The sequence below is a fragment of the Microvirga calopogonii genome, assembly GCF_003347665.1.
GTDB classification, from domain to species: Bacteria; Pseudomonadota; Alphaproteobacteria; order Rhizobiales; family Beijerinckiaceae; genus Microvirga; species Microvirga calopogonii.
The window spans coordinates 250,642-263,443 of sequence record NZ_QDGA01000004.1 but is presented as its reverse complement, the minus strand read 5'-3'; the positions used below and the strand labels follow the sequence as shown (position 1 = coordinate 263,443).

The 12,802-nt window shown below is 62.6% G+C and carries 11 protein-coding genes; 4 read left to right on the top strand and 7 right to left on the bottom strand.

Translation table 11 applies throughout. The features are described from left to right. Positions 1 to 506: 506 nt before the first annotated feature. Genes maiA through hmgA form a run of 3 tightly spaced genes read right to left on the bottom strand, consistent with a single transcriptional unit; the run spans position 507 to position 3,827 of the window. Positions 507 to 1,142, bottom strand: a complete 636-nt coding sequence (gene maiA / locus DDF70_RS06895) for a maleylacetoacetate isomerase (protein WP_114944123.1) — start codon at positions 1,140 to 1,142, stop codon at positions 507 to 509. Between the two features lie 10 nt (positions 1,143 to 1,152). Continuing rightward, a complete protein-coding gene (fahA, locus tag DDF70_RS06890; protein WP_170316040.1) occupies positions 1,153 to 2,454 on the bottom strand; it encodes a fumarylacetoacetase in 1,302 nt (433 codons plus the stop codon). A gap of 14 nt (positions 2,455 to 2,468) precedes the next feature. Continuing rightward, on the bottom strand, positions 2,469 to 3,827 hold the full coding sequence (hmgA, locus tag DDF70_RS06885; RefSeq protein ID WP_114944122.1) for a homogentisate 1,2-dioxygenase: 1,359 nt from the start codon (positions 3,825 to 3,827) through the stop codon (positions 2,469 to 2,471). Positions 3,828 to 3,886: 59 nt separating this feature from the next. Between hmgA and DDF70_RS06880 the strand changes: the two genes are divergently transcribed. Then, positions 3,887 to 4,321, top strand: a complete 435-nt coding sequence (locus DDF70_RS06880; RefSeq protein WP_114944121.1) for a MarR family winged helix-turn-helix transcriptional regulator — start codon at positions 3,887 to 3,889, stop codon at positions 4,319 to 4,321. Positions 4,322 to 4,382: 61 nt separating this feature from the next. Here DDF70_RS06880 and DDF70_RS06875 read toward each other — a convergent pair whose 3' ends face one another. Together DDF70_RS06875 and DDF70_RS06870 are read right to left on the bottom strand one after the other, a co-directional pair. Continuing rightward, positions 4,383 to 5,240 (bottom strand): transporter substrate-binding domain-containing protein, encoded by an 858-nt coding sequence (locus tag DDF70_RS06875; RefSeq protein WP_114944120.1) that lies wholly within the window; start codon positions 5,238 to 5,240, stop codon positions 4,383 to 4,385. Between the two features lie 76 nt (positions 5,241 to 5,316). Next, positions 5,317 to 6,756, bottom strand: coding sequence for a M20 family metallopeptidase (locus DDF70_RS06870; RefSeq protein ID WP_114944119.1), 1,440 nt, complete (start codon positions 6,754 to 6,756; stop codon positions 5,317 to 5,319). Positions 6,757 to 6,964: 208 nt separating this feature from the next. Between DDF70_RS06870 and DDF70_RS06865 the strand changes: the two genes are divergently transcribed. Beyond that, positions 6,965 to 7,597 carry a GntR family transcriptional regulator gene (locus DDF70_RS06865; protein ID WP_114944118.1) on the top strand — a complete coding sequence of 211 codons (633 nt, stop codon included), beginning with the start codon at positions 6,965 to 6,967 and terminating at the stop codon, positions 7,595 to 7,597. A 113-nt stretch (positions 7,598 to 7,710) separates the two neighbouring features. Here DDF70_RS06865 and DDF70_RS06860 read toward each other — a convergent pair whose 3' ends face one another. Both DDF70_RS06860 and DDF70_RS06855 read right to left on the bottom strand, forming a co-directional pair. Beyond that, positions 7,711 to 8,400: a hypothetical protein gene (locus tag DDF70_RS06860; protein WP_114944117.1), complete on the bottom strand. Its 690-nt coding sequence runs from the start codon at positions 8,398 to 8,400 to the stop codon at positions 7,711 to 7,713. Positions 8,401 to 8,564: 164 nt separating this feature from the next. Continuing rightward, positions 8,565 to 9,074: a MarR family transcriptional regulator gene (locus DDF70_RS06855; RefSeq protein ID WP_245435390.1), complete on the bottom strand. Its 510-nt coding sequence runs from the start codon at positions 9,072 to 9,074 to the stop codon at positions 8,565 to 8,567. 373 nt (positions 9,075 to 9,447) lie between these two features. Here DDF70_RS06855 and DDF70_RS06850 point away from each other — a divergent pair, with 373 nt between their 5' ends. Together DDF70_RS06850 and DDF70_RS06845 are read left to right on the top strand one after the other, a co-directional pair. Then, positions 9,448 to 11,169, top strand: coding sequence for a type I secretion system permease/ATPase (locus tag DDF70_RS06850; RefSeq protein ID WP_114944115.1), 1,722 nt, complete (start codon positions 9,448 to 9,450; stop codon positions 11,167 to 11,169). Continuing rightward, positions 11,166 to 12,554 (top strand): HlyD family type I secretion periplasmic adaptor subunit, encoded by a 1,389-nt coding sequence (locus tag DDF70_RS06845; protein WP_114944114.1) that lies wholly within the window; start codon positions 11,166 to 11,168, stop codon positions 12,552 to 12,554. The genes DDF70_RS06850 and DDF70_RS06845 overlap by 4 nt, the downstream gene beginning before the upstream one ends. Positions 12,555 to 12,802 lie beyond the last annotated feature (248 nt).

Genomic DNA, 12,802 nt, shown 5'->3' with positions numbered 1-12,802 from the left:
GCGGTTCTTTTCAGGTGGACCAGCTGGGATGAGACCCAAGGTCGACCTCCCGCGACCACAGGCGTGCGAGGCCTGCGGCGGGACCGCCTCCCGCCCCGGTGCTGCGACGCCTCGCGAGCGCGCCCCTCGCCGGGCGGGAGTGGGGAATGATATAGCAGAGCTTGGCCCTTCTGTCAAGAACAAAGTGAGGCCATAACGTTGCCCTGACCACCCCCGCGCCGTCATCACCAGCCCTGGGCCGGTGATCCCGATCCGAAGAGCGCCGCGCGTCAAACAATCGGGATGGCCGGCACAAGGCCGGCCATGACGGGGGAGAGGATGGAAAGGGAGCGCTCCTCTCCGACCCCTCCAGACCTCATCCTGAGGAGCAAAGCGTCTCGAGGTCCCGGACGCTGTCCGGGCACGAGGGCGTTTCCAGAGACCACTGAATCGTCCTTCGAGACGGTCGCTGCGCGACCTCCTCAGGATGAGGTCGGCGTTTTCAGAAACGAGGATGCCTCGAAAGCCTACTCCGCATCCGGCTGAACGGATGGGTGCGCTTTCCTGAAAGCCTCGTGTTCGCCGGCAAGCTTTTCCACGCGCAGAATGCGCGGATAGGATTCCAGCGGCACGTTGAACCGGCGCGCCGCATAGAGCTGCGGCACGAGATAGACGTCGGCCATGCCGGGCTCGGGTCCGAAGCAGAAGCCTTCGTCTCCGATCAGGGCCTCGACGGCGGCGAGCCCCTGCCCCACCCATGCGGCGATCCAGGCCGCCACGTCCTGCTCCGAACGGTCGAAGCTCTTTCTCAGGTGGTTGAGCGGGCCGACATTGTGCAGGGGATGGATATCGCAGCCGATGATCGAGGCGACGGCGCGCACCTTCGCGCGCTGGACGAGATCGGAAGGGAGCAGAGCGGGATGCGGATACGCCTCCTCCAGGTACTCCAGAATGGCCGGGGATTGGGTGATGACATTCTGCGCGTCGAGTGCCAGAGCCGGCACACGGCCTTGCGGATTGATGGCGCGATAGGCTGGCCCGTTCTGTTCGCCTCCGTTGCGCACGAGATGAACGGAGGCCTGCTCGGCCTCGATGTTCTTCAAGGCCAAAGCAATGCGCACGCGATAGGAGGAGGTGGACCTCCAGTAAGTATAGAGCTTCATGGAGGAGACCTCAGAGGGCGGGCAGGATCATGGCCCGGCACTCGCCGAAACCTATCGGGGCGTATCCCTCGCGGCGGCCGCGAGCACGCAGGATCACCTCGTCGCCATCCTCCAGGAAGCGCCGCTCCTCGCCGGAAGCGAGCACGACCGGCTTCCTGCCGCCAAGCGTCGTCTCCAGGATGCTGCCGCAACTCTCCCGGTCGGGCCCTGAGATCGTTCCCGTGCCCAATAGGTCGCCCGGCTGCAGATTGCAGCCGTTGCTGGTGTGGTGCGCGATCATCTGCGCCACGGTCCAATACATGTGCCGCGCATTGGACAAGGCGAGCCGATGCGGCGGCAGGCCTTTGTCCCGCAGGCCCGGCGTGAGGAGCAGGACTTCGAGCTCGAGGTCGAGCCCACCCTCGCGCTGATCCGCCTCACCGAGCAGATAAGGCAATGGCGCGGGGTCGCCCTCCGGCCGGCTCGGCTGAGCGATCCGGAACGGCGCCATCGCCTCCGGCGTGACGATCCAGGTCGAGATGGTGCTGCCGAAGTTCTTCGACAGGAACGGTCCTAAAGGCTGGTATTCCCAGGCCTGGATGTCGCGGGCCGACCAATCGTTCAACAGGCAATAACCGCCGACATGGCCGGATGCCTCATCGATGCGGATCGGCTCGCCGAGATCGTTGCCTGGACCGACCCAGATCCCGAGCTCCAGCTCGTAATCGAGGCGCTGAACCGGCCCGAAGCTGGGCACTGCGGCATCCGGCGGCTTCGCCTGACCGCGCGGGCGCCGCACGGGCTCGCCGGACGGCCGGATGGACGAGGCCCGGCCATGGTAGCCGATGGGAACGTATTTGTAGTTCGGCAGCAGGGGATTGTCGGGGCGGAACTGCTTGCCGATGTTGGTGGCATGATGAATGCCGACGTAGAAGTCGGTGTAGTCGCCGATATGCGCCGGCAGATGCAACGTGCAATCCGCAGCGTCGTGCAGGCATTTCTCCACCTTGCCCTGCTCCGGGCTGCCCTGTGCCAGCAGCTCGGAGAGCCGCAAGCGGAGTGCCCGCCGAGAACCTGCTCCCAGGGCGAGAAACGCGTTGAGCGCGGCACCGGATGCGGCTTCCGCCGCCTTCGCAGCCTCGCCGGTGAAGAGGCCGGCCGCGAGAGCCTCGGTGAGATCGAGGATCTTGTCGCCGATCGCCACCCCTCCCCTCGGAGCACCGTCGCCGGGGCTGAAGATCCCCAGCGGCAGGTTCTGGATCGGGAAGTCCGGGTGGCCGTTGGCCGAAGGCACGAAGCTTTGACGCTTCGGGTCATGGGTATGATCGAGCACGATTGTCTTTCCCGTCAGCGCTGGTTCGGGTTGAAGTGCTTCTTCAGCTTGTGGCCGTAGGAAGCGTAATCCTTCTGCAGCGACTCGGTGCTCGCGGCGAACGCCGTCACCTTCTGCGGAAAGCGCGTTTCGAACATGAAGGCCAAGGTGCCTTCGAGCCGGTGAGGCTTCAGCTCCACGTTGCTCGCCTTCTCGAACGCGTCCACGTCGGGTCCGTGCGGCAGCATGGTGTTGTGGAGCGACATGCCGCCCGGCACGAAACCGCCGCCGGTCTTGGCGTCGTAGACGCCGTAGATCAGCCCCATGAATTCGCTCATCACGTTCATGTGGTACCAGGGCGGCCGGAAGGTGTTCTCCGCCACGAGCCAGCGGTCGGGGAAGATCACGAAGTCGATGTTCGCGGTGCCGGGCGTCTCGGACGGCGACGTCAGCACGGTGAAGATCGACGGGTCGGCGTGATCGTACAGGATCGGTCCGACGGGCGAATAGCGCCGCAGGTCGTACTTGTACGGCGCGTAGTTGCCGTGCCAGGCCACCACGTCGAGAGGCGAGTGATCCATGTCGGCCACCCAGAGCGATCCGCCCCATTTCACGTACATCTTGGAGGGCGCGTCCTTGTCTTCATAGGCCGCCACGGGCGTGAGGAAATCGCGCGGATTGGCCAGGCAATTGGCCCCGATGGGTCCGCGCTCGGGCAGCGTGAAGGCGCCGCCGTAATTCTCGCAGAAATACCCGCGCGCCGGACCGTTCGGCAGCTCGACCCTGATCTTCACGCCGCGCGGGATCACCGCGATCTCGCCCGGCTCGATGTCGATGATGCCGAATTCCGTCCACAGGCGGACATTGCCCTGCTGGGGCACGAACAGCATCTCGCCGTCGGCATTGTAGAAGTACTCGTCCACCATCGAACGGGTGATGAGGTAGACATGGGCCCCCATGCCGGCCTGGCTGCCGGCATCGCCCGCCGTGGTGATGGTGTGCACCCCTTCCAGGAACGAGACGCTCTCTTCGGGCAGCGGGATCGGGCTCCAGCGCATGGGCGCGATCGGCACGTCCACCTCGGCGGCGGGCGCCGTGCGCCACAGGCCGATATCCGCCTTCTGGAACTCGCCCCAGTGGGTCACGGTGGGACGGATCCGGTAAAGCCACGAACGCTCGTTCGTGGTGCGCGGCGCCGTGAAGGGCGAGCCGGACAGCTGCTCGGCATAAAGGCCGTAGGAGCATTTCTGCGGCGAGTTGCGGCCGATGGGGAGCGCCCCGGGGAGGGCTTCCGTTTCGAACCCATTGCCGAAACCGGACATGTAGCCGGGCTGGATGGCGCTCTCCAGCCGTTCGGCAGCTTGGCTTTTCAGGGATGGATTCTGGACATTCATCGTCGGGACCTCCACAATTGGTCACAACTGTAACTGTCTATTTTGTAACCAACAACGCCATGGCCAAACTCCAGCTCGAACAATTCCTGCCCTACCGGCTCAACCGGATCGCCTCGGCGGTGTCACAGGATTTCCGCTCCGTCTACGGCCCGCACCACGACCTGACGATTCCGGAATGGCGGGTCCTGGCCACGCTGGGCCAGTTCGAGCAGATGAGCGCCAAGGAGATCGGCCGGCACTCGGCCATGCACAAGACGAAGGTCAGCCGGGCGGTGCGGGCGCTGGAGGAGAGGCGCTGGCTCAAACGCCGTGAAAGCGAGGAGGACAGGCGGGAGGAAATCCTGACCCTCACGGCGCTCGGCCTGAAGGTCTACAGGGACATCATCCCAAAGGCCGTGGCGTTCGAGCGCCGCATTCTGGACGAACTCGGCCCGGAGGCCGAGCCGCTCCTCGACGTATTGGAGCGGCTCGAGAACATTTTCAGCACACGCTGATTGGCGCCGGAACCGCTCAGGACTCCGACACCAGGGTCTTGGAGAGTTTCTCGGAGAGTTCTCAGCGAGGCGTGACGTCGAAGCCGAAATATTTCATCGAGAGCTTCTCGATCGTGCCGTCGGCCTTCGCTTCCGTGATGGCCTTGTCGAACAGGGCCTTCAGTTCCGGGTCGCTCTTGCGCAGGCCGACCGAGCTTCCGCGCCCGAGCATTCCGCCCTGGAAGCGCGGCCCGACCAGCGTCATCTCCTCGTTGCCGGCCTTTGCCGCAGCGCCCGACAGATAGGCCGTCGATGCCATGATGAGATCGATCCGCCCAGCCGTCAGATCGAGATCGTGCTGCTCCGTGGTCTTGTATTCCCGGATCTCGGCCGTGCCCTTCAGGTACTTGTCGAGGAAGTTGGCTGCGATCGACGAGCCCTGCACGCCGATGGTCTTGCCTTTCAGGATGGGCTTCAACTCCTCGATCGCAGCGGCGGCACCCGCCTCGTTGGTGGCAAGAGAGAAGACCTTGCCGTTCAGAGGCATGGTTGCGAGGGGGCCCGACTTCAGGACCGCGAAGGTCTGGCCCGTCGTGCCGTAGGGCTGGGTGAAGGCCATCACCTCTTCGCGCTTGGCGGTCGCCGACATGCCGGCCATGATCGCGTCGAACTTGCCCGCGTTCAGCGCCGGGATGATACCGTCGAAGGACTGCGCCTCGATGGTGCACTCGACCTTCATGCGCTTGCAGAGATCCTTGTAGAGATCGATCTCGAAGCCATCGAGGGTGCCGTCCGGCTTGGTGAAGTTCCACGGCGCGAAGGCGCCTTCCGTCGCGATGCGGACCTTCGTCCAGGTCTTCTCCTGCGCCATTGCGCCCGTCCCAAGCGCGAGCGCCGCGCCGGTGAGCGCGAATGCCAAAATTCTACCGATGGTCTTCATGATGATCCCTCTGTCGATGATGATCGAGCGTGTCGCGCTCGGTTTTATCGTGGTTGGAAGAATGAGTGATGGTCCGTCACGCCTGGGCCGCGACCTCCCCCGCCGTGACGGGCGGATCGACGTCGTCCGGTATCGGATTGACGAAGGGCGTGCCGTTGAGCCGCTCGCGAAAATCGGCCTTCGCATCGTCGATCAGTGCCGGATCGAGAAGGAGGTCGACCGCCGTCGCGGCCATCACCTTCGCGGCATGCTCCATGCCCTTGTGAGCGGCGGGCGCCTTGCCCTGCGCAACGAGCTGCCAGGAATGACCAGGGGTGCCCACGGCGTATGTCGCGCCACGCATCTGAACGGTCGGAACCACCCAGCTGACGGTGCCGACATCGGTGGATCCCACCAGCGTTCCGTCTCCGCTCTCGGGCGGGAAGATCGTGTCGCATAGAGGAACGCCCATGCGCGGCTTCAACCCGAAGCGAGCGAAGGACGACTTGATATCCTCGACTGAGAGCGTCTTCTGGATCTCCGCCGCGAAGGCCTTGTCCTGCTCGTCGAACACGGGAGGTCCGAGCCGCTCCAGGTTCTGGTGCATCAGCTGCTCCAGAGGCGTGTTGCCGACCAGATTGGCATCGCCGCTGACGATCTCGCTGCGGACGGACGTCTCCGTCATGAGCGCGGCCCCGTCGGCGATCTTCTTCACTCGATGGAGCAATCCCTGCATTTCGGGCAGGTCGCGGGCGCGGATCAGATAGCGCACCGTCGCCTTGGCCTGCACCACGTTCGGTGCAATGCCGCCGGTATCGGTGACGGCATAATGAATGCGCGCGGTGCTCGGCATGTGCTCACGCATATAATTGACGCCGACATTCATCAACTCGACCGCATCGAGCGCGCTTCGGCCGAGATGGGGGGAAGCCGCCGCGTGCGACGCCCGCCCGCTGAAATGGAAATTGATCTCGTTGCACGCCAGCGAGATCGGGTTGTTGACGCCTGCGAAAGGCGCGGGATGCCAGGAGATGGCGATGTCGACGTCATCGAAGGCGCCTGCCCGCACCATGAACCCCTTGGCGGAGCCCCCCTCCTCGGCCGGGCAGCCATAATAGCGGACGCGCCCCTTGATCCCATGAGCTTCGAGATAATCCTTCACGGCGGTCGCAGCCATGAGCGAGCCGCTGCCGAGCAGATTGTGGCCGCAGCCGTGGCCGTGGCCGCCCTCGACAAGCGGCTTCTGCTCGGCAATGCCTGCGACCTGGCTCAGGCCCGGCAGAGCGTCATACTCGCCCAGAATGGCGATGACCGGCCCGCCTTCCCCCGCCTCGCCCATGACGGCCGTGGGAATTCCGGCGACATTGCGGGTGATCCGAAAGCCCTGCTGCTCAAGAATCGCGACGTGCTCGGCACAGGAGCGGTGCTCCTCGAAATTGAGTTCGGGCATGTCCCAGATGCGATCGCTGAGGGCATAGAAGACCTCGCGCTTGGCCTCGATCAGATCCCAGATTTCCGAGGCATTCTTTCCCGACACGCCTTGCCCTTTCCCTGCGCCATTCCGCTGAAGCCGAATTCCCTGAGGGCTCAGCGCCTGAGGCATTGAATGTTTGCCAAAATTGGTACCAATATGATGCACGACGGCTTGAGGGATGCAAGAGGAGAGATGGCGAATGATTTTGCGGTCGCTCCGCTTTCTGCCTAAAGCTGGAGCAGCGCCACCCCACAGGACGTGACGACGTTACATGACCGAGATCGATGCTCCCTTGAAGAAGGCCTGGATGAATGTCGCCGATCTGATCGCGCGAGATGTCCGATCGGGCACCTTCTCGCCAGGCACTTGGCTGAAGCAGATCGATCTCGAACAGCGGTATGGGTTCGGCCGCCCCGACGTCCGGCGCGCGCTCGATTACCTCGCCCAGAAGCGCCTGGTGCAGCATGTGCCCAACCGAGGCTATCATGTCGTTCTGCCGGACGGCGACCAGACAGCCCATATTCTGGAGCTACGGGTCATTCTCGAGACGGCCGCCGTCGAAAGCATCATCGCCAATGCGACGCCCGCTGCCATCGAGCGGATCGACGCTCTTGCGCGCAAGTTCGACGAGATGATCCTCCATGGCACGGTCTTGGAGCAGTACGAGGCAAATCTCGCCTTTCACCGCGAACTTCTCGGCCTGTGTTCCAACCCGGAATTATCCACCCTGGTGACGGATCTCCGCAGCAGGACGTCATCCGCATTGGCCGGCCAATGGAGCACGCGGGCTCGCGTCGAGCAGTCGAGCCGGGAACATCACGCCATGGTTGCGGCCCTCCATGCTCGGGATGTGCAGCAACTCAAAGAGACCATCGCTCTGCATATCCGCCAGCCGAAGAGCTAGTGCATCGTGCGGACCCAGCGGGCCGCGCAGCGACCCGTAGGGCCACGTCAGTGAAAAGTGGATCCGGTTTTCCGCTCCCAACGATGCACTCTTCAAGGAGTGCAGCATCGGCCTCATACGTCGGCGACGATCGACCGAATGTCTCGGCCTTCGACAAAGGCCTCGAGGGTTACCCCGAGCTTCCCGACCTCCTTCAGGTAGGGAAACGTATTGTGTCCCGTTTCTAACGCGATCACATCGGTATGGGGAAACGCGCCCAATCGGGTTGCGGCCTCCATGTCGAAGGCATTCTGCCTGCCGACCAGGATGGAGATGGAGCTTCCGGCATTGGCGGACAGGACAGGCGTCAGGTCTCCGCATTCGACCCGCGTCTGCTTCAGATGCCGGACGCTCAGGCTGTTCGGCATGTTCAGGACATATTCCGGGGCAGAAGCCAGGATGCGGTCGGCCCCTATGGCGACGCCAATGCCCAGGGCCGGAAAACCTCCCATCGAATGCCCCAGGCACAGGATCTCGTGATCGGCAAAGCCCGATTTCACGTCCCGGAGAAATGCGAGGAGACCTGTGTAGGAGGAAGCGATACCTGGAACTCCTGTCTGGTACCATTCATTCCGCCCTGGGTTCAGAAAAAGCTTCTTGCAGTCCACATGACGCAGAAAGCTCGAATGCGACCGCGTTCCGAGCTTCTGGTCGATATACGCAAAGACGATCAGAAGCTTCTTACGATCGGAATCCGGTTCGAAAATGACATGGTCCGAGTTTCGGATGGAAATTGATTCAGTTCTAATCATCTTCTGCAACATGACAGGATCGACCCTCTGCAATACGTATCGCCTGCTGTCGGCACCCATTTCCTACCTGCCGCCGGAACGCCCCGCATCAAGCGGGATGAGAGCCCGCTCTAACCCAAGGGTCGTCGTTGGTCTCCGCTTCGGACCAGGAGGAAGTATGATGCGGTGTGTTCGGATCAGTCGTCCGAGCCCATGTCGCGATAGCGGACCGCGTTGCTCCATGTCTGCTCGATGCGCTTCAAGGTCCGGAATGTCGTCTCCAGATCGCGCATCTCCGCCTCATTGCGTGCCATGAGCTGCTGATAGGTTTTGTCGTTTCGCCTGATCATGTCGCACAGGGCACGGCCCTTTTCCGACAGGCGGATACGGGCGGATCGGCGATCCCGTTCGGACGCGGTGCGAATGACATATTCGGCTTCGACGAGCCGCTTGAGGCTGTAGGATGCGTTCGACCCGAGGTAGTAGCCGCGCTCGATCAGGTCGCGCACCGATAGCTCGCTTGCCCCGATGGTGAACAGCATCATCACCTGGGATGGGCTCAAATCGTCGATACCGGCTTCGATCAGATCCGCCCGTACGAGATCGAGCGAGCGTCGATGCAATCGCTCGATCACGCGAACGATCTCGATGTGGCTGATGCCTGCCGGCTCCGCTGGAGGCACCCTGGGATCCTCCGTGCGGCTCACGGGTGCATCGCTCCTCCGATACAGGTCCTGCAGAGCTGCGGACAATTGAGGCTCAGGCTCGTCCTGCGCGGCGATCCAAGGCAAGGAATTTGATATATTTTGCACATTATACCCCATTATCTGCCAATTAAATTAGTTCGAAACTCGAACTAATTTAATATTTCTCTTGGCGTCGGAGGCATATCCAAGAGTTAAACTAAACAACTCTGGATAGCCCTTACTGTTGTTTCCTCAGCCAGAGCTTTTTTATTGTTAGGCGAATCATACTTTATGGGTAGACGTTCTACCATCATTGATTCATAAATCTCTTCGAATAACTTTTAGGCAAAATTGAGATCTGCCGCATCCTTGCCTCTTTTGGAGCCATTCCTGCATGAGCAAAACGGCCAATTCGGAAGCCGCCGATATCCTCCACCAGGGTCGCAAGGCATTTGCGGCTGGCGTGGCCTATGCGGCCGCCCTGAGCGCCGTCATCAACGTGCTTCAGTTGATCGTCCCTCTCTTCATGCTGCAGGTCCATGACCGTGTCGTGAACAGCCAGAGCACGGACACCCTGATCATGCTGATCATCGTCTCCGCGATCGGCCTCGTCATCTACTGCATCCTCGATTACGTGCGCGCCCTCACGTACCAGGTGATGGCGAGCAAACTGGTCAGGAAACTGAACCTGCCGGTCCTGGAAGCCGCGATATCCGCTTCCGTCACGAAGGGCATCTCCAAGTCTGGCCAAGCGATCCGCGACCTCAACGACATTCGGTCGTTCATCGTCGGAAGCGCGATCAGCGTCCCGCTGGAAGCGTTCTGGGCCCCCATCTTCCTCGGCGTCCTGTTCGCCCTCCACTGGCTCTACGGCTTGGTGGCCCTGGTCTCGGCCATCATCATCATCTCCCTCAGCCTTCTGTCCGATTTCCTGACGCGCAGAGCCATGAAGCGGGCCAACGAGTCGTCATTGCACAATATCAGCGAAATTGGCGGCACTCTTCGCCACGCCGAAGCGATCGAAGCCATGGGAATGCTCCCGGCTCTCTCGGAACGGTGGCGGCACTCCCAGCTGCACACGCAGGATCTTCTGGATGTCGTGACGCGCCGGAGCCGCGCCATGGCGTCGTTCACCCGCACCTGTCGATACGCCATGCAGATCGCCGTTCTGTCTATCGGGGCTATCCTGGTCATCCGGCAGGAGGTCAGCCCGGGCTCGATGGTGGCGTCGAGCATCATCATGGGGCGCATGCTCCTGCCCTTCGATTCGATGGTCGACGGATGGCGGCAATGGGTGCTGGCGCTTTCGGCCTGGAAGAATGTGACCGACCTCATCGAGCACCAGGCCCCCAAGCGTGAAACCAAACCGACGCCGAGAACCCAGGGCGATCTCACGGTCGACCGGCTTGTCTATGCTCCTCCCGGCGCCGACGTGCCCGTTCTCAAGGGGATTTCGTTCACCCTGTCGCCGGGCGAAGTGCTCGGCATCGTCGGCCCCTCGGCGGCGGGCAAGTCCACTCTCGCCCGCGCGCTGATCGGCGTGACAAAGCCGACATCCGGCGGGGTCTATCTCGACGGCAACAACGTCTATCTCTGGGAGCGCGGTTCGTTCGGCGACATGGTCGGCTACCTGCCGCAGAGCGTGTCGCTCCTCGACGGGACGATCCGGGACAATATCGCCCGTATGCGCGATAGCGACCCGCGGCTGGTTCTGGAGGCCGCCCGTCTCGCCGATGTCCATGAAATGATCGGCCGCCTGCCCCTCGGATACGACACGCCTCTGGGAGACGGCGGCCTTGCCCTATCCGGCGGCCAGCGTCAGCGGATCGGGTTGGCGCGGGCCATCTACGGCAAGCCGCGGCTCGTCGTACTCGACGAGCCCAATTCCAACCTCGACACGGACGGCGAGAGGGCTCTCGTGCGCACCATCGAGGCCCTGCGCGCCGACGGCGCCATCGTCATCCTGATCGCGCATCGCCCCTCCGTCATGCAGGCGGCCGACAAGCTCATGGTCCTCCAGGAGGGCAAGATCAGCCAGTTCGGCCCACGAACGTCCGTCGTGAGCACGATCACCCCCGGCGAGAAGCCGATTGCCGTCGTGAAAGGAAGCGCATGAGAAAGCGTTCGGACATCATGGAACGGAAACCGTCCGTACCCGCGACGTACATGACCGTGAATGTCGAAGCGACGAAGGACCGCTTCCCTCCTCGGGATCCGGGCGAGCCGTCCTACCGCGGGCCGGTGATCGCCGGTCTGGCGACGATCTTCCTCGGCCTCGGCGGCCTCACCACATGGGCCTTCTCGGCGCATCTGGACAGCGCCGCGATCGCAACGGCCACCGTCGTGGTCGATTCCAAGCGCAAGACCATCAGCCATCTCGAAGGCGGCATCCTCAAGACCCTGCTCGCCCACGAGGGCGAAGTCGTGAAGGCCGGACAGCCCCTGCTGCGTCTCGACGACACGCGCGCAAAGGCCGAACTCGAACAGCTTCGTTCCAGGCGGCTCGGCCTCGAGGCGCGGCTCGTGCGCCTGCGCGCCGAGCAGGCCGGCCTGGACGACCTCACCTTTCCCGACACCCTGCTCCAAGCGGGCGGACCGACGGCCGAGGAGATCCTGAACGCCGAGCGGAAGTTCTTCATGGCACGGCGCGAGATGTTCGACCGCCGCGTCGACATTCAGCGCAAGACCATCGCCCAGCAGGTGGCGGAACTCGAGGCCGTGAAGTCTCAGACCGAGGCGAATACCCGACAATCGGAACTGCTCGACCGGGAGCTCAAGGCCATCGCGAGCCTCGTCGAGAAAGGCTATGCGCCGCGTCCGCGCCTCACGGAAATGCAGACGCGCGAAAGTCAGCTTCAGGGCAACGCCGGCGAACTGATGTCCCGCAAGGCGAAGGCGGAGCAGGCCAAGGCCGCGGCGGAACTGGAGATCCTTTCCCTCGGCAACGATTTCCAGCAGCAGGTCGCATCGGATATCCAGACCGCGCAGCTGGAACTGGCCGATACGGTCGGGCGGATAGACGCCGCGACCGACATTCTGCGACGCGTCGAGATCGTGTCGCCGGAGCGGGGCATCGTGACGAACATTCGCTCCCATACCCTGGGCAGCGTCATCGGTGCCGGACAGCCTATTCTCGACATCGTGCCGGAGAACGAGCCGCTGATCGTCGAGGCCAAGATCGGCCTGCGCGACGTCGATTCCGTTCGCGTCGGCGCACCGGTCCAGATTCGCCTGACCGCCTATAACAGCCGCAGCACACCGCCGCTCGCGGGAAAGCTGACCTACCTTTCGGCCGACCAGCAGATGGACGACCGGAACAATTACGCCTACTTCGTCGCGCGCGCCGAGATCGCGCCGGAAAGCCTCAAGGCGAATTCCAAGATCACGCTCTATCCCGGAATGCCGGCCGAGGTCCTGATCGTCAATAAACCGAGGCGCGCCGTCGACTACCTGCTCGCCCCGATCACCGAAAGCTTCGACCGCGCATTCCGCGAGGAATGATCCGAAGCCCTTCGTCAGCTCCACGACCATCCGCTTTCCACCCGCGAGAAACGGCGCGCGTGCGCTCCTGAACGATAGTTTGAATTTCGAAACAATTCGCCTTTATTCATAAAATACATTCAAACAAATCAAATACAATAATGCCTTATATATACTAGCACTTTGATGTTTTATGAAAATACTACTTTAGGATTTACAACTACTACTTATTGCTTTACTTAGTATCTGCCGGGACATTCTCGACGCAA

Bases quoted from the DNA above. Each gene is read 5' to 3' on its own strand.
- DDF70_RS06875 (WP_114944120.1), bottom strand. From the start codon at position 5,240: ATGAAGACCATCGGTAGAATTTTGGCATTCGCGCTCACCGGCGCGGCG.
- DDF70_RS06880 (WP_114944121.1), top strand. From the start codon at position 3,887: ATGGCCAAACTCCAGCTCGAACAATTCCTGCCCTACCGGCTCAACCGG.
- DDF70_RS06845 (WP_114944114.1), top strand. From the start codon at position 11,166: ATGAGAAAGCGTTCGGACATCATGGAACGGAAACCGTCCGTACCCGCG.
- DDF70_RS06850 (WP_114944115.1), top strand. From the start codon at position 9,448: ATGAGCAAAACGGCCAATTCGGAAGCCGCCGATATCCTCCACCAGGGT.
- maiA (WP_114944123.1), bottom strand. From the start codon at position 1,142: ATGAAGCTCTATACTTACTGGAGGTCCACCTCCTCCTATCGCGTGCGC.
- DDF70_RS06865 (WP_114944118.1), top strand. From the start codon at position 6,965: ATGACCGAGATCGATGCTCCCTTGAAGAAGGCCTGGATGAATGTCGCC.
- hmgA (WP_114944122.1), bottom strand. From the start codon at position 3,827: ATGAATGTCCAGAATCCATCCCTGAAAAGCCAAGCTGCCGAACGGCTG.
- DDF70_RS06860 (WP_114944117.1), bottom strand. From the start codon at position 8,400: ATGTTGCAGAAGATGATTAGAACTGAATCAATTTCCATCCGAAACTCG.